Source organism: uncultured Aquimarina sp., assembly GCF_947495315.1.
Classification (GTDB): domain Bacteria; phylum Bacteroidota; class Bacteroidia; order Flavobacteriales; family Flavobacteriaceae; genus Aquimarina.
Genome location: NZ_CANLYD010000002.1, coordinates 230,792 through 251,714 on the forward strand (window position 1 = coordinate 230,792; position 20,923 = coordinate 251,714).

19 protein-coding genes are annotated in these 20,923 nt (G+C 28.7%); 16 read left to right on the forward strand and 3 right to left on the reverse strand.

Translation table 11 applies throughout. From position 1 onward, the window contains the following. The 4 genes from Q0910_RS04395 (at position 1) to Q0910_RS04410 (ending at position 4,774) form a co-directional block, all read left to right on the forward strand. Complete coding sequence (locus tag Q0910_RS04395) at positions 1 to 1,251, forward strand: oligosaccharide flippase family protein (RefSeq protein ID WP_299212985.1); 1,251 nt, start codon at positions 1 to 3, stop codon at positions 1,249 to 1,251. A 73-nt stretch (positions 1,252 to 1,324) separates the two neighbouring features. Beyond that, positions 1,325 to 2,476 carry a CDP-glycerol glycerophosphotransferase family protein gene (locus Q0910_RS04400; RefSeq protein ID WP_299212987.1) on the forward strand — a complete coding sequence of 384 codons (1,152 nt, stop codon included), beginning with the start codon at positions 1,325 to 1,327 and terminating at the stop codon, positions 2,474 to 2,476. Positions 2,477 to 2,480: 4 nt separating this feature from the next. Beyond that, positions 2,481 to 3,674 carry an O-antigen polymerase gene (locus tag Q0910_RS04405; RefSeq protein ID WP_299212989.1) on the forward strand — a complete coding sequence of 398 codons (1,194 nt, stop codon included), beginning with the start codon at positions 2,481 to 2,483 and terminating at the stop codon, positions 3,672 to 3,674. Continuing rightward, positions 3,671 to 4,774, forward strand: coding sequence for a glycosyltransferase (locus Q0910_RS04410; protein ID WP_299212991.1), 1,104 nt, complete (start codon positions 3,671 to 3,673; stop codon positions 4,772 to 4,774). Before Q0910_RS04405 ends, Q0910_RS04410 begins: the two co-directional genes overlap by 4 nt. A gap of 139 nt (positions 4,775 to 4,913) precedes the next feature. Here the strand turns inward: Q0910_RS04410 and Q0910_RS04415 are convergent, their stop codons facing one another. From Q0910_RS04415 to Q0910_RS04425, 3 genes are all read right to left on the reverse strand, one after another. After that, positions 4,914 to 5,051 carry a hypothetical protein gene (locus Q0910_RS04415; RefSeq protein WP_366142645.1) on the reverse strand — a complete coding sequence of 46 codons (138 nt, stop codon included), beginning with the start codon at positions 5,049 to 5,051 and terminating at the stop codon, positions 4,914 to 4,916. Positions 5,052 to 5,131: 80 nt separating this feature from the next. Next, entirely contained in the window at positions 5,132 to 5,347 is a 216-nt protein-coding gene (locus tag Q0910_RS04420) for a hypothetical protein (RefSeq protein WP_299212993.1), read from the reverse strand. 252 nt (positions 5,348 to 5,599) lie between these two features. After that, a complete protein-coding gene (locus Q0910_RS04425) occupies positions 5,600 to 6,232 on the reverse strand; it encodes an O-antigen ligase family protein (protein ID WP_299212995.1) in 633 nt (210 codons plus the stop codon). A 574-nt stretch (positions 6,233 to 6,806) separates the two neighbouring features. Here Q0910_RS04425 and Q0910_RS04430 point away from each other — a divergent pair. The 12 genes from Q0910_RS04430 (at position 6,807) to Q0910_RS04485 (ending at position 20,733) form a co-directional block, all read left to right on the forward strand. Next, a complete protein-coding gene (locus Q0910_RS04430; protein ID WP_299212996.1) occupies positions 6,807 to 7,583 on the forward strand; it encodes a 2OG-Fe(II) oxygenase in 777 nt (258 codons plus the stop codon). 2 nt (positions 7,584 to 7,585) lie between these two features. Next, positions 7,586 to 8,677 carry a DUF1972 domain-containing protein gene (locus Q0910_RS04435; RefSeq protein ID WP_299212998.1) on the forward strand — a complete coding sequence of 364 codons (1,092 nt, stop codon included), beginning with the start codon at positions 7,586 to 7,588 and terminating at the stop codon, positions 8,675 to 8,677. A gap of 205 nt (positions 8,678 to 8,882) precedes the next feature. Then, positions 8,883 to 10,229, forward strand: a complete 1,347-nt coding sequence (locus Q0910_RS04440) for an exopolysaccharide biosynthesis polyprenyl glycosylphosphotransferase (RefSeq protein WP_299213000.1) — start codon at positions 8,883 to 8,885, stop codon at positions 10,227 to 10,229. 258 nt (positions 10,230 to 10,487) lie between these two features. After that, positions 10,488 to 11,366 (forward strand): N-acetylneuraminate synthase family protein, encoded by an 879-nt coding sequence (locus Q0910_RS04445; protein ID WP_299213002.1) that lies wholly within the window; start codon positions 10,488 to 10,490, stop codon positions 11,364 to 11,366. Then, entirely contained in the window at positions 11,363 to 12,523 is a 1,161-nt protein-coding gene (locus Q0910_RS04450; RefSeq protein ID WP_299213004.1) for an acylneuraminate cytidylyltransferase, read from the forward strand. Before Q0910_RS04445 ends, Q0910_RS04450 begins: the two co-directional genes overlap by 4 nt. 39 nt (positions 12,524 to 12,562) lie before the next feature. After that, positions 12,563 to 13,588, forward strand: coding sequence for a hypothetical protein (locus tag Q0910_RS04455; RefSeq protein WP_299213006.1), 1,026 nt, complete (start codon positions 12,563 to 12,565; stop codon positions 13,586 to 13,588). A gap of 16 nt (positions 13,589 to 13,604) precedes the next feature. Next, the gene (locus Q0910_RS04460; RefSeq protein ID WP_299213008.1) at positions 13,605 to 15,044 is read left to right on the forward strand and encodes an oligosaccharide flippase family protein; all 1,440 of its coding nucleotides are present in this window, start codon (positions 13,605 to 13,607) and stop codon (positions 15,042 to 15,044) included. Next, positions 15,041 to 16,219, forward strand: coding sequence for a glycosyltransferase family 4 protein (locus Q0910_RS04465; protein WP_299213010.1), 1,179 nt, complete (start codon positions 15,041 to 15,043; stop codon positions 16,217 to 16,219). The genes Q0910_RS04460 and Q0910_RS04465 overlap by 4 nt, the downstream gene beginning before the upstream one ends. Before the next feature lie 56 nt (positions 16,220 to 16,275). Continuing rightward, entirely contained in the window at positions 16,276 to 17,073 is a 798-nt protein-coding gene (locus Q0910_RS04470; protein ID WP_299213011.1) for an FkbM family methyltransferase, read from the forward strand. Positions 17,074 to 17,148: 75 nt separating this feature from the next. After that, positions 17,149 to 18,345, forward strand: coding sequence for a hypothetical protein (locus tag Q0910_RS04475; protein WP_299213012.1), 1,197 nt, complete (start codon positions 17,149 to 17,151; stop codon positions 18,343 to 18,345). Continuing rightward, positions 18,332 to 19,690, forward strand: coding sequence for an O-antigen ligase family protein (locus Q0910_RS04480; protein WP_299213014.1), 1,359 nt, complete (start codon positions 18,332 to 18,334; stop codon positions 19,688 to 19,690). Before Q0910_RS04475 ends, Q0910_RS04480 begins: the two co-directional genes overlap by 14 nt. After that, positions 19,687 to 20,733 carry a glycosyltransferase family 1 protein gene (locus tag Q0910_RS04485; protein ID WP_299213016.1) on the forward strand — a complete coding sequence of 349 codons (1,047 nt, stop codon included), beginning with the start codon at positions 19,687 to 19,689 and terminating at the stop codon, positions 20,731 to 20,733. The genes Q0910_RS04480 and Q0910_RS04485 overlap by 4 nt, the downstream gene beginning before the upstream one ends. The last annotated feature ends 190 nt before the right edge of the window (positions 20,734 to 20,923 follow it).

Genomic DNA, 20,923 nt, shown 5'->3' on the forward strand with positions numbered 1-20,923 from the left:
TTGTCTAAGATAAAAGGAATATATTATAGGTTTAGAAAAAATCAATTGTTTAAGAATTTTATATCCTTATTTTCACTACAAGGAGTAAATATGATTCTTCCTTTTTTGACTCTTCCATATTTGGGGAAAGTGTTGGGTACTGATAGATATGGTGTTGTTTTAATGGTATACGCAGTAATGCAATATCTATTTGTATTTTGCGATTATGGGTTTAATTTATCGGCAACAAAGGATGTGTCAATTTATAGAGATGATAAGAAAAAAATAAACGAAATATTTAGTAACATTTATTACATTAAGCTAGGGCTAATAATGTCTTCTTTTGTTGTTTTATTTTACCTGGTATCTTATATAGATGTACTGAAGACACATAGGACGGCATATTTTTTAGGTTTTGGAATAGTAATCGGCCAGGTTTTAAACCCAATATGGCTATTTCAAGGAATGGAAAGAATGAAATATATAACAATTGTAAATGTTATCGCTAAAGGAATATTTACTGGTTTAATATTTCTGATAATAAAAACTAAAAGTGATTATATTAAAGTTCCTTTATTATATTCCATAGGATTTATGACAGGAGGAATCATATCCATCCTTATTGCCTTGAAGCAATTTGATGTAGCTTTTACAAAACCAAATTTGGGAATAATTAAGAGGTTAATAAAAAATAGCACCCAGTACTTCTTATCAAGATCTGCAGCTGCAATGTTTACTTCCAGTAATACTTTTGTGTCGGGACTTGCATTAGGAGATTATTTTGCTGGGATTTTCGGTGCAGCAGAGAGATTATTTACTGCAATGACGGTTATATATACCCCTCTTGGAGATACATTGTACCCATATATGGCAAAAAACAGAAACATGGTTTTGTATAAGAAAATACTAATAAGTGTTCTTATTATGAATTTAGTAGTTGCCGCTGGAGTTTATTTTTTTAGCAGTGAAATTGTATTTTTAGTCTTTGGAGAAGGATTTGAACAGAGCAGTGAATTACTGAAATTATTTTGTTACGTGTCTTTAATTTATGTTCCTTCAGTTATGATTGGTTACCCTTTACTTGGTGCTTTAGGTAAAGAAAAATATGCAAATTATAGCGTTGTTTTTGCTTCGGTATTACATATGTTTTTACTTTTTACTTTCTATGAATATTTAACGGTTAATAAAATTGTTTACTTATTAATTTTCGCGCAAAGTGTTGTTTTTACGATTAGAATAATTGGGGTTCGTAAATTGAAATTAAAGAAATAAAATTGGTTTTCTATTGTTGTATATAGAGCAGCAGTATCATACTTTTATTTTAAATAAATAGAGTTAAAAATTGATGAAGAAGTTTTTGTTATACCTTATTGAAAAAATATTGTTTAATTTTCTTTGTAGGCTTGTTCCTCAAAAGAAAGACTTATTATTATTTGGATCTGGGTTTAAAAGATTTTCTGGAAATTCTAAGTTTTTGTTTGAACATTACTCTAATACAAATATAGAATATGAGTCTTACTGGATTTCTGAAGACAAAAATGAGGCCCGTCAAATAAGAGAAATGGGTTTCAAATGTTCCTACAAATGGAACTTAAAAACGGTATTTTTGGTTCTTAGGGCTAAGGTTATTATTATTTCACATAACATAAAAGATGTTTTTCCATTCATAACGAGAAGAACTAGTGTTATAAATTTGTGGCATGGTACCCCAATTAAAACTATTGGTTTTGATTCAAAAAAAGAAAGAGTTTGGATTGACAAGTATATTCAAGAAAAAAGAGTCTTACCTTATGAAAAATGGGATTATTTTATAACTGCATCTGAAAACCTTAATGATATTTTCAGTAAAGCGATGAAGTTAGAAGAATCCAAAATTAAAGGGTTAGGTTTACCAAGAACTCAAATTATTTATAATTATTTGAATGACAAAAAAAATCAAAACGAAATTGATAATAGGTTTGATGAGGTATATAAAGTAGATTCTAAGTTAAAAATTTTATATACACCTACGTTTAGAAATGATGAAACGAGTACTTTAAAAATAAAAGAAACTTTGTTGTATATCAATCAAAATATCAAAAAAGAGAACAATGCCGTACTTCTTTTCAAACCTCATCCTTTGGATAAAGAGATTTTTGACATGACATTTTTTAATACTCTTGAAAACATAATTGACGTTTCTAGCTACGATACTCAGGAACTCTTATGTGTTAGTGATGTTCTAATTACTGATTACTCATCTATCATGTTTGATTTTATGATAACAGATAAACCTATAATTTCTTATATTTTTGATTTAAATAACTATATTAATCAAAATGGAGATTTATACTTCTCTTTCGAACGATTAAAGACGAATATAGCAAAAAATAAAGAAGAACTCTTAGGCTTTATTCTAAATAAGAATGAGCTTAGAAATGAGTATGATCCTTATGAATTCAATATGATGAATAGTTGTGAGAGAATAGAGTCATTTATCAATGAATTAAATAATTAGTGTTTTGAGAAAAATTAGAATTTTCAATATTCTGCATCCTGCAATTTTCTTTTTAACGGCTTACATTTTCTTTTTGTTGATCTTCCCATTTTTTCTATGTTATTACTTCCCATTTTTTGAAACATCAAATAAGACAAGATTAATTTTAGTTTTTTACATATTAGTGTTTTTAATTTCAGCCCATATAGTATCACATTATTTGTTTGTAAAAAATTTTCCTAGACTAGTTGATATTTTTCCAAATATAAGAATGGATTTGAAATACTGGAAAAGAGCGTTTTATGTATTTTTTATAGGAGGGATTTTTGTCTATCTATATATCTATTTTGTGAAGATAGGAACTATCCCAATGTTTATGGATGATCTTGAAAATTCTCGGGTAGAAGCTAAAAAAGGTATAGGGAAATATATTTTGATAGGTAATGCATTGATAAGTGTTAGTTTGGTTTATCGGTTTGCAATAGAAAAATTTGTATTAAATAAGATAAAGAAAAGGTCAGTTTTTTATTTGCTCATAGGCATGTTTTTTGTTATGGGGATTGGATTTAGGGGCCCTGCAGCATATTTGTTAGTAGCTTGTTTCCTTGCATATTTGTTTTTTTCAAAAGGATATTTACTAAGACAAGGTGTCTCATTTAAGTATGTCATATTTGGACTGTTTTTTATTATAATTCTTTCTATAATTGGTTACTATAGACATACAGGAAAGCTTTCCATTCACGCAATTGGCTCAACCTCCTGGACAACGGCAGTAAATGTTGGTAATCTGGAAAAAATTATTTATAACACAGATAAAAGTGGGAGGTTTTATTACGGTGAAACTTTTATAAGTGATATAGGTGCTGTATTAAGCATACATGAGAATGGATTTACGGGGAGTATCTTGAAAAAGAAATATAAATTAGATTTTCCAGGTGAAGGGATGACCATAACATCACCCGGAGAAGCATATTTAAATTTTGGTTGGTTTGGTGTGTTTGTTCATGCATTTTTATTAGGCACTATTGCTGGATTGTTTTATGAATTTGTAAGTAGAAGCGGAAAGTTAAGTTGGTTTATCTTACTTGGCCTATTAAGTTTAAATTTTTCACGATTGGCAGTAGGAGGAATTATGGGTCCGGGATTCTTTTTCTTACTTCCTCAATTAATCCTAAGCTCATTTTTTATTATAATTTCAAAATTAAGAATTAAGCTATGAAAGTTTTATTTCAAACAAGAACTAATTTATATTCTGCACCTGGTGGAGATACAATTCAGATTGAAAAAACAAAAGAATATCTGGAAAAGCTGGGAGTCGAAATAGACATTTCTGTTTCATTAGAGCCAGATTTGAGTAATTATGATATAATTCATTTGTTTAATCTAATGGATCCCCAAGAGATATATACCCAATTGATGAATGCTAAAAAACAAAACAAGAAAGTTGTTTTGTCAACTATTTATGGATTATATACAGAATACGAAAGAAGGGCTAGGGGAGGTATAGCGCAATTTGTGGCAAATATAGTTTCGCCATATACGATTTATTATATAAAAACTTTTTTAAGACATTTTAAAGAAAAAAGACTTAATAAAGGAGTTTATTATATGTTGTTTCGAGGGTATTATAGTTTAGCGAAAAAAGTGGCTCATAATATTGATGTTTTTTTACCAAACTCTTTTTCCGAAATGAAGAGAGTAGAAAAAGAGTATAAATTAAAAAACTATAAACATGTTGTAATTCCAAATGCAGTAGATAAAAAACTATTTGACTCTAGAAAGGTTGATATTTCTAAAGTGGATAAAGAATTACTGAAGTATAAAGACTGTATTCTTTCTGTGGGACGTATTGAAGGAAGGAAATCTACCTTAAATCTTATAAAATCAGTAGGAGATAAATATCCTTTAGTATTAATAGGAAATGAAACAAAAAACAACCCTTCTTTTATTAAGGAGGTTCATGAGGCAGCAGGTGATAATGTACATTTTTTAGGCCAGGTACCACATGATAAATTACCTATATTTTATAAGCTTGCAAAAGTTCATGCTTTAATTAGTTGGATGGAAACTCCTGGGCTATCTTCATTAGAGTCTGGCGCTATGGGAACTAACATAGTAATAACAGCAAAAGGTGACACTAGAGATTATTTTGGAGATTATGGTTTTTACTGTGAACCAGATGATGTGAATTCAATAACTAAGGCAATCGACAAGGCCTATAATGCTCCATTTAATAAAGAACTACAAGATAAAATACTATCAGATTATATTTGGGAAAAAACGGCATTAAAAACTTTAGAAGCTTATAAAATGGCGTGATTCGATCTACTAACCTTGAGCACTTTGTTGAGCATTCTCTTTTTGTTATGATAAGATTTTCTTTAGAAAATCAATCTCCGCATTTTGATTGGTCAATAGTTTTAAAAGACATTTTTTCCCTATTTGTGAATTTAACTAGCTAATACTTATGAAGATTATATTGTAGATTTGTTTTGACTTTTATCTTTGCGTTGCATGACTCTGCAGATTCATTTGTTCTTCTATTTATAAAGTAATTTAATATAGATTTATAATTTAGAGTTATTGTGTTTGTGATAGTATTAAAAGTTTTAAATCCAGTTTGCTCTCCATCTCACGAAGTTATATGTTTTTTGATTTTGCGTCCAGTTATTTATATTACTTATAGCTAAGAGTTTTTCTAGTATCCCCATTGTCAAATGTTTCTGGTCGACATTCTATTTGTTTAGTTTTAGTTAGTTTGATTTGTTCGTTCTTCTGATTAATAGCTTCTTCCCATTGGTGTTTGATCCTGCTGTCTTGCAATGCTTCTAAAGCAAGTTTTTGTACGTGGAAACGGGCTTTAGGAAAACATTTCTTAGAAACGATCTTCATATAGTTAGCCCATATCTGGGGGTGATCTCTTTTATTTTATCCCTAAGTGATTTTGGAATTTTAAATAGCTGTCTTAAAAATTGAGAGTATAACATTAATAATAATTAAAAATACTGTAAACATTTGTTATACATAAAAAAGATTACTTTTTAAATCCGTATAAAGCTCTAAAAAAGTTTGTTGTAAGTTGCATACAAGTAAAAAGTTAAAAGCAAAATTACAAAAAAACATTTCAAAAAACGCAAGAGTTGTCTATTGTCCAATTTTTCTATTTAGTAAGAACGGAGTGAAAAGAGCAAAGAAAATAATTCCCCACTGTCTATTCAAAAATGATTCGGTAAGACCAAATATAAAAATAACAATAAAATATGAAATAGTAAGATAATCTCTATGTGTTATACCGACATAAAGAACATAAAAATATATTAAAAGTAGTATTCCTAAGCCAACAAACCCAAGATCCATAGTAGTTTGTAGAAACAGATTGTGTGAGTTGTATTTTTCCAAATAAGGAACAGAGTTTTCTCCTGCTATATCTTTATAGCAATCTCTGAGTAAACTCCTTGAGTTATTAATCCCATGACCCCAAAAACCAGTATTTTTAATATTTTCTATACTGCATTTCCATGAAAGAATTCTACTGTTTATACCATTATTATAATCTGTAATATTGAGATAATCTGTATTTACTATTTCTTCGAATTTAGTTTTAACAATTGGCCTATTTAAAATCCATACAGTAGAAATAGTAAAAAATGCAAGAAACAGTGTAATGAGCTTCCAGTTTTTATGTTTTACTAAATAGGTTAGAGCAAATAGTAGAGTAATTAATATAGAAATAATTATACTAGCTCTGTTGAAGAAAACAGCTAGCGAAAAAAACAAGATAAGTATAAAAGCCCAATGTTTTAAATTAATTATATTTGCTTCTAGTATATTTGTATATAAAATGCACAAAGAAAAGCATATAAAAATGCTTAAATAATTAGACTGGATCTGCATGATTTCTGTTGGATTGTGATAAAAAAAAATATATCCTTTACTAATATAATAGGTATATATAATACAAGTTAGACAATAAATAATGATCGTATAAAGGAAAACATTTAATGCTTTTTTGTCGAATTTAACATAAAGTAAAGCGAACGGGACAATGATTAACGGAATAAGCTTCGTAAAGGATTTAATACTATTATTTTGATTAATAAATATCAAATTTAAAACGATCAGACCGGAATACATAATAAACAAAACAAAAGAACTGCTGCGAAAAGAGTAAACTTTTCTAGGATTAACTAACAAATTCATTGCTAAAAAAATAACTATAGCATAAGTATTTATATTAAATAATCGAGCAAGAGGAATCGTTATTAACAACAATAAAAGAGTTATATACTTGTATCGTTCTATAGGCATAGATTAGTTTTAGGGACGAAAATAAAAAAATATTGATAAGAAGATGATAAATTTTGATTTTTTAGAAAAAAATAAAGAAGAGTTAAGATTAAAGTACTTGACAAACCAACCTTTTTCTCACTTAATAATTGATGATTTTTGTGATGAGAATAAATTAAAAGAATTGAGAAATCAAATTCCTGAACTTGAAAATAAAAGCAGGGATTATATGTTCGCAAATAATAAATTTGAAAAATCTAATTATAAAGAATTAGGGCCTTTATTTAATGAAATTTATGAAGATTTTAAATCAGAGAGATTTAATGAATTCTTATCTTTTATTTCTGCTAAAAAAGTTTTTGTGGATCCCAAAAATCATGGAGGAGGGTTACATCAAGGAAAGAAAAATAGCTTTCTTGACATGCATTTGGATTTTAATTATCATCCTCTGGACAAAAATCTTTATCGACAAATGAACTTATTGCTATATTTAAATAAAGATTGGAAAGAAGAATATGGAGGAGAATTAAAAATCGAAGATTTAAGAACAAATAAGCAAGCAGAGCTAGGAGTTCCTTTTAATAGATTAATAATACAGGAATGTGGGCCTTATACGTTACATGGGTATGATATGACATCTTTCCCAGATGGCAATTACAGGACATCGATAGCAACCTATGCCTATACCAAACATAATCAATTAATGGAGAAACCCAGAACTACAGATTGGTTCCCTGATAAAGAAGCATCTGCAATAAAACAATTTGCTGCAAAACATTATAATAAGGCTGTACAAATAAAAAATAAGTTGTTTGGTAGTGGAACCGCTAAAAATGTGTAAAATTGAAAATAGCAATATTAGGAACACGTGGAGTTCCAAATAATCATGGAGGTTTTGAACAGTTTGCGGAATTTTTTTCTAAATACTTAGCGGATAAAGGACATGAGGTATATGTATATAACTCCAATGATCATCCTTATCAGGAAAAAACTTGGGAAGGAGTTCAAATAGTTCATAAGTATGACCCAGAACACAAAATAGGTACTGCAGGTCAGTTCATTTATGATTTAAACTGTATTCTACATTGTAGAAAAGAAAAGTTTGATATTATTCTACAGTTAGGCTATACAAGTAGCTCCATTTGGAGTTTTCTTTTTCCAAAGAATGCAATTATTGTGACTAACATGGACGGTTTGGAATGGAAAAGATCTAAATATAGCAAACTTGTACGAACTTTTCTGAAACATGCGGAACGATGGGGAGCAAAATATAGTGATTATCTAATCGCAGACTCTAAAGGAATACAAAAACATCTGCTGTCAACATATAATAAAGTATCAGAGTATATAGCTTACGGTGCTACTACTTTTGATACACCAAACGAGGAGTTGTTAAAAACTTATAATGTTACAAATAGTAACTATTCAATGCTAATTGCAAGGATGGAGCCTGAAAACAATATTGAAACAATACTAGATGGTTTTCATGAATCTAACAAAGAATATCCTTTTTTGGTTATTGGTAAACTAAATAAATTTGGAACATATCTGAAAGAAAAGTTTAAAAATGATAAAAGAGTACGTTTTATAGGAGCTATTTATGACCTTAGTCATTTGAATAATTTAAGGTATTTTTCAAGGTATTATTTCCACGGACATTCTGTAGGTGGAACTAATCCTTCCCTATTGGAGGCAATGGCTTCAAATAGTCTGATAATAGCAAATGACAATGAATTTAACAGAAGTATATTAGAAACCTCAGCAGAATATTTTGTAAACCATGAAGATGTAAAAAATATTTTGAACGAGGATGTATTGTTCAAGAATAAGTCTAAATTTTCTAAAGAGAACTATATCAAAATAGAAAACCTTTATAGTTGGGATATAATCAACAAAAAATATGAAGATTATTTAAATGAGATTAATAGGAAGTAGAGTATTTGAAAGTATGAATCTACCGCTTTAGAAAACCTTGAAATCATAAAATAAGAAAGATATTCCAAGATTATATGGCTGACAAAAGTTACCAAACCGTTCAAAATTTTGTAAACGAAGAATTCATAAAAAATAAAGTTTCTTCAGTTATTCAAATTAATTTATCTGTAAGTTTATTAGAAGAAACTTTTTTATCATATTACAAATGAAATCAAGAGAAAGAGGCTATTCAATTTTTATAAAACCAATATTTTTATTGGTGGACTTGGTTTTATTGGTTCTCTTAATTTTATTATTAGAGGTTTTGTCAAAACCGGTATGGTTATTTCCTATATATATATCAATTAGTTGGTTGATTTTATCCTTTTCGACAAATTTTTATGATACAAAACGATTTGAGAAAGTAACTCAGACTTTAACATCTGTTATTCGTCAGTTTTTACTTTTTGCGTTAGTGTTATATGCTTTCATTGGTTTTTTTAAACAACCAGACATTAGTAGATTAGCATTGGCAAAATATCTTTCTTTTTCTTTTCTTTTAATAACTTTTTTTAAGTATTTGCTTCTATTTCTATTAAATAAGTATAGAAAGAATTTTGGAGGTAATTTTAGAAATGTTGTTGTAATTGGAGATAACAAAAAAACGAATCAATTAATTGAAACTTTTAAGGAGAGGAGCGACTTTGGTTACAAATTTCAAAATAAGTTTTGTGTCAGAGAAGAGAATTTTAATTTACAAAGTTGTTTTGATTATATAAATAATAATAATATTGATGAAATATATTGTTCTGTTGCAGAAGTTACAAACAAACAGTTGAGAGAAATTGTAAATTTTACTGATAATAATTTAAAGGTGCTTAAGTTTATTCCTGACAATAAAGATATTTTTACGAAGAAGTTAGTTTTTAATTATTATGGGTACGTTCCAGTTTTATCTTTTAGAGAGATACCATTAGATGATCCAATAAATAAGTTTTTGAAGAGGAGTTTTGATATTATATTAGCATTAGCTGTAATGATTTTTATTCTTTCTTGGTTAACACCATTACTGTTCTTTTTAATGCAACTAGAATCTAAAGGTCCGGTATTCTTTATGCAAAGAAGAAACGGTATAGATTATGGCGAATTTTATTGCTATAAATATAGGTCAATGATAGCTAATACTACTGGTAATCAGACGATCAAAGGGGATGATAGGGTTACAAAGATTGGAAAATTTATAAGAAAGACAAGTATAGATGAGTTGCCGCAATTTATAAATGTACTAAAAGGTGATATGTCCGTAGTTGGACCAAGACCCCATATGGTAAAGCATAACGAGGATTTTGCCCGTAAGGTAGATAAATTCATGGTTCGTCATTTTGTGAAACCTGGGATATCTGGTCTAGCTCAGGTTAGTGGCTTTAGAGGCGAAATTGAAACAGACAAAGACATTGTAAATCGAGTAAAATATGATATTTTTTATATAGAAAATTGGTCTCTTCTTTTAGACATTAAAATCATGTTTTTAACAATACTGAATGCTATAAAAGGTGAAGAAAAAGCATATTAATTACTTATTTGATTTTCTTATAAAGCAAATTTCATATACTATTTTCAATATGTTTTTCCCATAATAATAAAAGTAACCAAGCTATTGGCTTCTATAACCACAAACTACATTAGTAAATATTCATTTAAAAGAGATCTATAAGATATTTTAAGTATTTTTGCCCTCTTTATCTAATAGCAATTTTCTATATTGTTTTAAACATAGAATATAGAGAATACAAATAATTATTGGCCTATTAGAATAAATAGGTTAAATACGATGAATATGGAGTACAAAAAACCAAAAGTAATTGCAGAGATAGGTTGTAATCATAAAGGAGATATGGAAATAGCAAAGGAGCTATTACGCCTCTCAAAAGAATGCAATGCTGATGTTGCTAAGTTCCAGAAAAGGAACAATAAAGAATTGCTAACAGAAGAACAGTATAATGCTCCACATCCTAATCCTAGTAATTCTTACGGAGATACCTATGGTGCGCATCGAGAATTTCTTGAATTTACAGTAAAACAGCACGAAGAACTTAAAGCCTATTGTGATGAAATAGGGATAGAATATTCTACATCCGTTTGGGATGTTACTTCCGCAAGAGAAATGTTAACCTTCAATCCATCTATGCTAAAGGTTCCATCTGCTTGTAATAATCATTTTGATATGCTCCGCGTCTTAAGGGATGAATACGCTGGTGAAGTACACTTGTCATTTGGTATGACAAATCAAGAAGAAGAAAAGCAAATTATCTCTTTTTTTGAGGAGACTGATCAAGCAAAAAACAGATTGGTTATATATTCTTGTACATCAGGATATCCAGTGCCATTTAAGGATGTGTGTCTATTAGAAATTTCTAGATTAAAGAATGAATATGGTAATAGAGTGAGGGATATCGGATTTTCTGGACATCATTTGGGGATTGCTATTGATAATGCAGCTTATACACTAGGAGCTACTTGGGTTGAAAGGCATTTCACCAAAGATCGAACCTGGAAAGGTACTGATCATGCAGCTTCTCTAGAACCTACAGGTTTAAGAAAGCTATGTAGAGATTTATTGGCAACTTTTAAAGCATTGAACTATAAACAAACAGAAATTCTAGAAATAGAACAGGTACAAAGAGATAAACTCAAGTATCGTAAAAAATGAAAACAATTGTATTTATACCCGTTAGAGGAGGCAGTAAATCCATTCCCTTAAAGAATATTAAAGAATTTTGTGGGAAACCATTAGTGTATTGGACTATAAAAGCTGCTGTAGAGACTAATACTATTGATGAAGTGGTTATTGCTACAGATCACGCACAAATTGAGACTGTAGTAAATTCTTTTGGCTTTAATAAAGTATCGGTATATAGAAGAAGTAGTAGTAATGCTCAGGATAGTTCATCAACAGAGAGTGTTATTTTGGAATACTTAGAAGCAAGAAAGTTAGATGAAAATGATGCCTTTATCTTAATTCAAGCAACATCACCTTTATTAACATCAAAAGATTTAGGCGCAGGAATTAAGATGTTTGAAGAACGTAAATATGATAGTATTCTTTCTTGTGTACTATCAAAACGGTTTTATTGGAGTGCAAATAACACTCCAATAAATTATGATCCTTATAATAGACCTAGAAGACAAGATTTTGAAGGCATTTATATGGAGAATGGGGCTTTTTATATAAATACCGTTGGACAGATCAAAGAATATCAAAATAGACTCTCAGGAAATATAGGTATATCTTTAATGCCAGAATATACAGATGTAGAACTAGATGAAGAGGATGATTGGCAAAGAGCAGAAATTTTGATGAAAAAATATTTGCTATCTAACAAATCAAACAAAAAAATAGGATTATTCATTTCTGATATCGATGGAGTATTGACAGATGCAGGGATGTACTATAGTGAAAATGGAGATGAGTTAAAGAAATTCAATACGCACGATGGAATGGCTTTTCAATTGATCCGTGAGAGTGGAGTAAAAACAGCTATTATAACATCAGAAAATACTGAGTTGGTAAAAAGGAGAGCAAATAAATTGAAAGTTGATTATTTATATCAGGGAAAACGGGATGGAGGAAAACTATCAGCTGCTCTAGAAATATGTAAAAAAGAAGGAATTGAAATTGATAATGTAGCTTATATAGGTGATGATATCAATTGTTTAGAATTATTGAGCGCAGTTGGACTGGCAGCTTGTCCATCTAATGCTTTAGGAAAAATCAAAAATATTCCGGGCATTATAGAACTTTCTAAAAAAGGGGGAGAAGGTGTTGTAAGAGAGTTCTATGAAGAAGTTTTATTAAAATTTCTTTAGATATTTGATAGCTTTCTCTCAATCTTAAGATAAACTTTTATGAAGGCAAAACTTATTATAGCATCTCCTTTACAGTTGATTAATGCTATTGAAGCAAAAGAATATTTAGGGATTAAAAATATAGATATTACTTTTTTTAGTGATGGGAATTTCACCAATGAAAGACAAATAGCATTGTTACTAGAAAAGTTAAAAATTGAGACAACGCTAGCAACGATTAAAATACCCAAAAATCCAAGTTTCTTAAAAAGAGTACTATTCTTAAAAAAATTAAATAAAAAGAAATCAAATGTTGATACCTATGAGTATGTTATTATAGGCCATTTTAGGTCTATATATCAAGCCAGTTATGCAAACTTATATGACACAAAATATATTTTTTTAGATGATGGTACAAGAACGTTAGATGACATCGCTTTTCTAAATATGTTTGGTTACAATACAACAGCTTATAAACTAAAAAAATTACTCTATGGTTTTTTATTATTAAAACCATATTTAATATCCAAAGAATATACCTTTTTCTCTTACTATGCTAAGAAAGTCCAAGTAAAAGGTCATATCCATTTATTAGAGAATAATTTTTCCTTTATAAAACAGCAAAGAATTAAAAAGGGTTTAAAGGTTGAAAAGAAAATTGCTTTCGTTGGACAAAGTCTAGTGGATTCTAAATTGGTTACTCTAGATTCTTATATTATCTTGCTTAAAGATATAGATAGGCACTATAGAAAGGAATATGAAAAAGGAATTACAATAGAATATTATGCTCATAGAAATGAATCTGATGAGGTTTTAGAGTTAATTGAAAAAATACCTAATTGGAAAATTATAAAAAACGAACTTCCATTAGAGTTGCATTTTCTCTTCTCATCGCAATTTCCAGAAGAAGTTGGGCTTTTTTTCTCATCGGTTGCTGAGACGCTGTCGATCATTCTTGGGAATGAATTAAGACTTAGGTCTTTTTTTATTCCATCTGATAAATTATTATATCGGAAAGAAGAAATTGAAAACCTTTTTGAAGCAAATCGAAATTCCGAAAATATTCAATTAGTTAGTAATTATTGATAAAAAACCTAATGAATTGAGTAAACAAAAGCTTCTAAAGAATTCTGGAATTTACAGCATTTTAATGCTGCTTCAAAAAGGGATCAATTTTATTCTGATTCCTGTTTTGACGATTTATTTATCCACCTATGATTATGGTGTTGTAGCTATTGTTATTGCGATTAATACGTTTCTAAATGTATTTTATTTGTTGTCTCTACCTGGTACATTAAATAGGTTTTATTATGAATTTAAGGATGATCAAAAAAAGATAAAAAAACTTTTTGGAACTATAATTACCTTTGTTTTACTTAATAGTTTTGTAGTTACATTAATTATCTTTTTAGGGAGAAAGTGGTTATTGTTACCATTTTTGGAAAATGTTGATTTTTTCCCCTTTATGGCTCTTGGTCTTGTATCAGTTATTTTTAATCCCTGCTATGCAATATATCAAAGTTCATTACAAGCAAGACAAGAAGGGGTTCGTTTTGGAAAAAATAATGCGATATTTTTTTTAATAAATATTGTATTACTATTAACCAGCGTAATTTTATTAGATATGGGTGCCAAAGGTGTTTTGGGATCTTTGGCAATAACCAATGTTGTTTTTTTTATCTATACCTTGTCAAGGTTTAGAAAGGATATAACCTTTGGGATTGATATAGATATACTTAAAAAATCTTTAAAATATGCTTTTCCACTAATCCCACACACTTTATCTGGAGTGACTACCATGCTTATTGACAGAATAATTATTAATAAGTTATTGAATACATCGTTAGTAGGAATTTATAGTATTGGTAATAACTTTGGGAGTATTGTTTTTTTAATTGCCTCAGGAATAAACCAAGCTTTTGTTCCCTGGTTTAATCAGAAAATAAAGAATAACGACCAAAAATCTATTCCCGAAATTGCAAAATTTCTCATTGTTTTTTATTGTATAATTGCTTTAGGGTTATCTTTTTTTGGTAAAGAAGTGATTATGTTGATTACTCCAAAAGCATATCATATTTCTTGGATGGTAATACCTTGTATTTCATTTGCATTTGTATATCATGGCGTATACTATTTTTTTGTGAGTGCTTTGTTTTATGATATTCAAGGTCGAGGAAATCGCATTATACCTATATTTACAATATTGGCAGCTATAATAAATGTTGTTCTAAATATTACATTTATTCCTCAATATGGGATTTTTGGAGCGGCAGTAGCTACGTTGATCAGTAAGTTTTTATTATCAGTATCTCTTAGTTTTTTTTATAATAGATTCGTAGAGATACAATATCCTGTGCTCTATATGATCTTAATACCTTTAGGATTTTATATAGTTTCACTGATAAGTTATATATCGCATTTAGAAACGTATCATTTTTTAAGTATAAAAATTATCATCTTTGTTGTTGTTATGGTTTTATGCTTTTTACATTTTAAGAAAAAAATAAAAATTTTATTTAAAGAAAAGAAAATATTTAGTTGAAGGTTTTAATTGTCAATACACTATATCAGCCATATAAAGTAGGAGGTGCGGAAATTTCTGTTCGTGCTATTGCTGAAGGTATGGAAAAAAAAGGAATAGAAGTAGCAGTATTGACCTTGGGTGAAAAAACTGAAAAAACAAGCATAAATAATGTATCTGTTTATCGTCTTAAAATTAAAAATATATTTTGGCCTTTTGACCAAGTAAACTATTCGAAAATCAAAAAGCTAAAATGGCACTTTACAGATATATATAATAAAGGATATAATAAAAATATTAATGAAATAATTAATGAGTTCCATCCAGATGTAATTCACACAAATAATCTTACTGGTTTTTCTGTAGCGATTTGGGATATTGCTAAAAACAAGGAAATTAAAGTTGTACATACCCTTAGGGATTATTATTTACAATGTCCTAAAACCAATAAGTTTAAGAACAATAGTTGCACTAAACAGTGTAATGAATGCATGTTTTTTTCTAAAATAAAGAAGGCTAAGTCTCATCTTGTGGATAGCGTTATAGGGATTAGTAATTTTATATTAAAAGATCATATAGAAGAAGGTTATTTTAGGCATTCAACAAAAAAAGTGATTTATAACGGATTCGATATTACAAAAAGAATATTGGGAAGCTCAAATTTTGATGAGAAGACTTTTTTGAAGTTTGGCTTTATTGGACAGATAAATAAAGCAAAAGGAATAGAAGTTTTAATGAAAACTCTGGCGGAGTTTTCTAATTATAATAATTGGAAATTGTATATAGCAGGAACTGTAGATTCATCATTTAGGGGTTATTTATCAGCCTTTTTACCCGAAGAAAAGATAGAGTTTATGGGATATATAAAACAAGAAACTTTTTTTAAAACCATAAATGTTTTAGTAGTTCCTTCTTTATGGGAAGAGCCATTTGGTAGAGTTGTATTAGAGGGAATAGTAAGCAATGTTCCTGTATTAGGCAGTAAAAAAGGCGGTATAAAGGAACTATTAAGTGGTAATTCTAAGTTTACTTTTAATCCTTTAAACGAAGATTTAAAAAACCTATTAGAACTAATATTAGAAAATCCAGAAGAGTTAAATACATTTAATTTTGATATAGATTATCTTTACAAGTCATTTTCTTTAGAAAGTATGATTGATGAATATATAAAAATATATAAGGAATTAAAAAACTGATTTCATTTCTCTTTGTAAAAGAATAGTTTGGAACAAAAAATGAAAGAATTATAGTAATGGTAAAAATTAAAAAACGGATAAAAAATTTATTACCCAAAAGCGTTTCTAATGGATTAAGAAGAATAAAACTTTTTCCTCAAAATACTAAGCTTATTTTAGCAGGGTTTTATTTTACTTACTTCATTAAAGAATACAAGAGTCACGGGGTTTCTATCTCAATACCATTCTCACTTACTAGTTTTAAATTTAGAGGACGTTTTGTTTTTAATACATATGAAACTGAAGAGGCAGAATATCTTTCGAAATACTTATCTCCAGATGCAACGGTAATTGAGCTAGGTGGTTGCTTAGGGTTTGTATCCTGCTTAACTAATAAAATACTTAATGATAAAGCGAGACACTTAGTTTTGGAAGCTAATCCAAATTTGATACCGTGGATTCAAAAAAACAAAGAAGAGAACGGTTGTTTTTTTTCTATCGAAAATGTGGTGATAACCAAAGAAAAAGAAATCCCATTTTATATTCATGATTTAATTGTAGGAGGAAGCCTTAAAAGAAAAACAGGAAACCAAGTTAACATACCAGGCACTACCTTTGATTCATTACAAAAAAAATATGCTCTTACTTTCGATACCTTGATTATGGACATAGAAGGAGGCGAATTAGAACTTTTTAGAAATCATAAAGAAGAAATCGCGAAATTTAAAATGATATTTTTCGAAGTTCATCCGTTTGCAGGTATATTAACTAATGAGGAGGCTCAAGAATGTGAAGGGATTCTTTCGCAACTTGATTTTAGATTGATAAAGAGAGATGGACATTTTCAAGTTTGGGAAAAATGTTTCCCCAAATAATTAAATATCCTATAAAAATGTAAATTTACTCAAAAACATAGATTTAATAGATATGTTTAATAATTATGATAATTAATGAAAATTAGTTTTAATCTTGAAGGTGTCACTTTTTATATAGTACTTCTATTAGGCGTTTTTAATTCTTTTTTTCGTTATTACCTTTTAGGCACTCCATTTTTCCCTATTGTTTATGTCTCCCAGCTATTAATGATAGTTGTGGTTGGTATTCATTTTGTGTCTTTTTTGAATCAAGTTAAAGTCAATAGAAATTTTCTAATACTTGCTATTATGATTCTTTTGGCATTAATTATAGGTGTCATTTATACAAATACTATTCTTCAGGTATGTATGGGAGTTTATATTTTAATACCTCTTTTCTATGGTTTTGTAATGTATCCTTTTTTTAAAAGAATATTGAGTTATAGACATTTTTATAAGACCATACTGATTATTGGGATTGTAGGTGTGCTTCTTAATCTGGTTTTTATTTTTCCTTGGGAAGGATTTAAGTATGAGGTTTATGGAAAAACTATTGAAGGGAATCGTTTTTGGACCTCCTTAGGTACAAAGAGGCTTTCTGGATTAGGAAGATCTTCATTCGAAACAGCTGGATATATACTTTTTTTAGGGATTATATATATATTAAAGAATTTTAAAATTAATCTTGTCTGGATATTAGCGGGGATTGCTATTTATTTTACTGATACTAAAGGGATTTTAATAGCATATATTCTTATTTCGTTAGTAGTACTACTTTGGAATTATATTTCAGATTCTTCAAAAAAAATTGGATTGATTACGATATTGTGTATTAATCTTGCGCTACCTCTGCTTTCTTGGTCATTTTCTATTGATGATATGACCAGTGTTAAATTTTTAAGGTCTTTTGAAATGAGGTTAGAAGGTACTTGGCCAGAAGCATATAGACTAATTTCAGAATCAGGAAATTTATTGACAGGAAGAGGAATAGGAGGGATAGGAGTACCTCAAAACATTTTTGAACCAGAATTATCGCATCCAGGGGATAATTTGTTTGTATATCTTATGGCTATTTTTGGTATTGGAGCATTTGTGATATATAGTTTTTTGGTAAGAGGCGTTTACAATAAAGAAGTGACAAAAACGGAAGTATACAAATTATTCTATATACTCTCAATTTATGTATTTGGATATGGTGTAACTACAAATGTTATTGAATTACCGATAATGAGTATATGTCTTGGATTGGTGTTTAGATATTGGGTAGATGATAAAAATTATGAAATTAAATAACTATAAATACCTCTTTGGATTACAGTCAGAATTTAGTATTAATAGTTTGTTTTTAATATGTTCTTATGTGTTATCTATTTTTCCAATATTATCTTTTGGAATTAGATCTATACTTATTGCGGTTTGGGGTTTTTTAGGAATTTTATGTCTGATAAGGAGTTATTCCTACCCAATTATAACTGATAAAACGGATAAGTCAATAATTGTCTTTTTATCCACTTCTTTTATTTTTTTAATTTTTAGTTTGTGGTATACGGAAAATATTTCTGATGGAGTGAAAAGGTTGATCCAAATGTTCCCAATAGTTTTGATTCCTCTAATATTTTATTTAAACAAGCAGATTTTTACAAAACAAAGAATTGATTGGATTGCTAATTTGTTTTGTTTGTCAGTAATAATTTTTGTTTTATATCAGGTTTTATGTTTAGGGTTTAATTTTGATATTTTAACAAATGACCTCAGTCTAATAGAAATTAAAAGAAATAACCTGCATCATTTAAATAATATAAGTCAGGATCAAATTCAGCAGATAAAGATAAGAAGATTAAGGAGTTTTATCACTAAACTTGTGGATTCACATCCTATTTATCAGGGTTTATGGATGTCGTTTGTTATCTATTTTAATTTTCATAAACTTAAATTTAATTCAAATTCCGCTACACAAAAAATCTTTAGGGTTTTTATAATTTTGTTGATGTTTTTTTGGATGGTTTTAATTTCTTCAAGAATGCCTTTGATAGCAACTTTTATTGCAGGAATTATAACAATAATAATATTCAAACACTATAATTTTAAGATGGTAATTTTGTTAGGATGTATTTCTTTAGGGTGTTTTTGCCTTTTATTTGTAACATTAAAACCCATGCAAACAAGGTTTGAAGAGATTTTAGATAATATTTTTGTTTTTCCAACAAAAGGGAATGATATATATAATTATAATTCTACTAATGTAAGAGCGGGGATTTATTACTGTTCAGGAATTGTTGCGAAAGATAATTGGTTATTTGGATTAGGGATTGGAGATGTTCAAGAAAACTTATCGAAATGTTACGATCAAAAAATAGGTGCTAAAATTTATCAATGGCAGGATTATAATTCGCATAATCAATATTTGTTTTTTTTGATTAGTTCAGGAATTGTGACATTATTTTCTTTTTGTTGTTTTCTGTTTTATTGCTTTAGAAAGGTGATAATATTAGGAAATGCCTCATTGTTTTATGCTTTGACAGTCATATGTATTGTTATGCTAACAGAAAATATAATTTCTCGTTCGGACGGAGTTTTATTTTTTGGTTTATATACTTCACTTATCTTATTGTCTATTAAAAATAAAACAGAAATATGATTTATGTCAATGCTAGATTTTTAACACAAAAAGTAACAGGTGTTCAAAGGTATGCAATTGAGATATGTAAACTATTACCAAAGGAGGTTTTAGGAAAAAAAATAGTCTTTCTAGCACCTCAAGGAGCTATGTTAAATCCTCTTTTTAAAGAATTTAATAGTGTTGTTGTAGGAAAATTGGAAGGTCAATTATGGGAGCAAATAGATTTACCTTTATTTTTAAAAAGAAGAGGTGCTCCTTTGTTAATCAACTTTGCAGGAATAGGGCCTATTGGATATAAAAATAAAATAATGATGGTTTATGATCTCGCATTTAAGCATCATCCAGAGTGGTTTTCTAAGAGTTTTCAATTGATGTATAATTTGTTTATACCTAAAAGTTTAAAAAATTCAAAGCATATCGTCACGGATAGTAATTATGTAAAGAATGACCTTATTAAGACCTATAATATTTTACCTGAGAAAATTAATGTTGTATATGCTGCACCGTCATCAATATTTGTAAAAAAACAAACAAGTAAAGAACCTATAATTTTAATGGTTTCCTCTTTGGATCCAAGGAAGAACATGATACGCGTAATTAAAAGCTTTAATGAATTAGACATTCCCCATAAGTTGATAATAGTTGGGGCAAGAGGTACTGCCTTTTCAGACTTGAAAATTCCAGAGCTAAGAAAAAAGGAAAAGATAAAATTTGCTGGATACTTAAGTGATGAAGAATTGGTTGAACTCTATAATAAAGCAGAGCTCTTTGTTTATCCATCACTATTCGAAGGTTTTGGCATTCCTCCCTTAGAAGCACAGAAATGTGGTACTCCCTGTTTGATTTCAAATGTAACCTCATTGCCTGAAGTTTATCAAGATTCTGTGGAGTATTGTGAACCCAGAAGTGTTACAGATATAAAAAATAAAATCCTTGATATTTTAACTAATCAAAAAAAGAGAAATGAGTTAATATCCAAAGGTTTTTTAAATGTGAAAAAGTACAATTGGAATAAATCGGCAGAAGATTTTATTTTGATAATTAAAAATAATATGAGATGAAAAATAAACTAGGATAATATAGGTTAATCGATATGATTTTTATAGAGATTCATATGAAGATAAAACACCTAACAAAAATAAAATCTATAACTTGTCCAATTAATGTCTAATGGTTACTTTTAGTCCACTGGGAGAATTTTCTAAAAGATGTTTTTTTCCTAAAACTAAAATACTCTGTACTCAGTTTAAG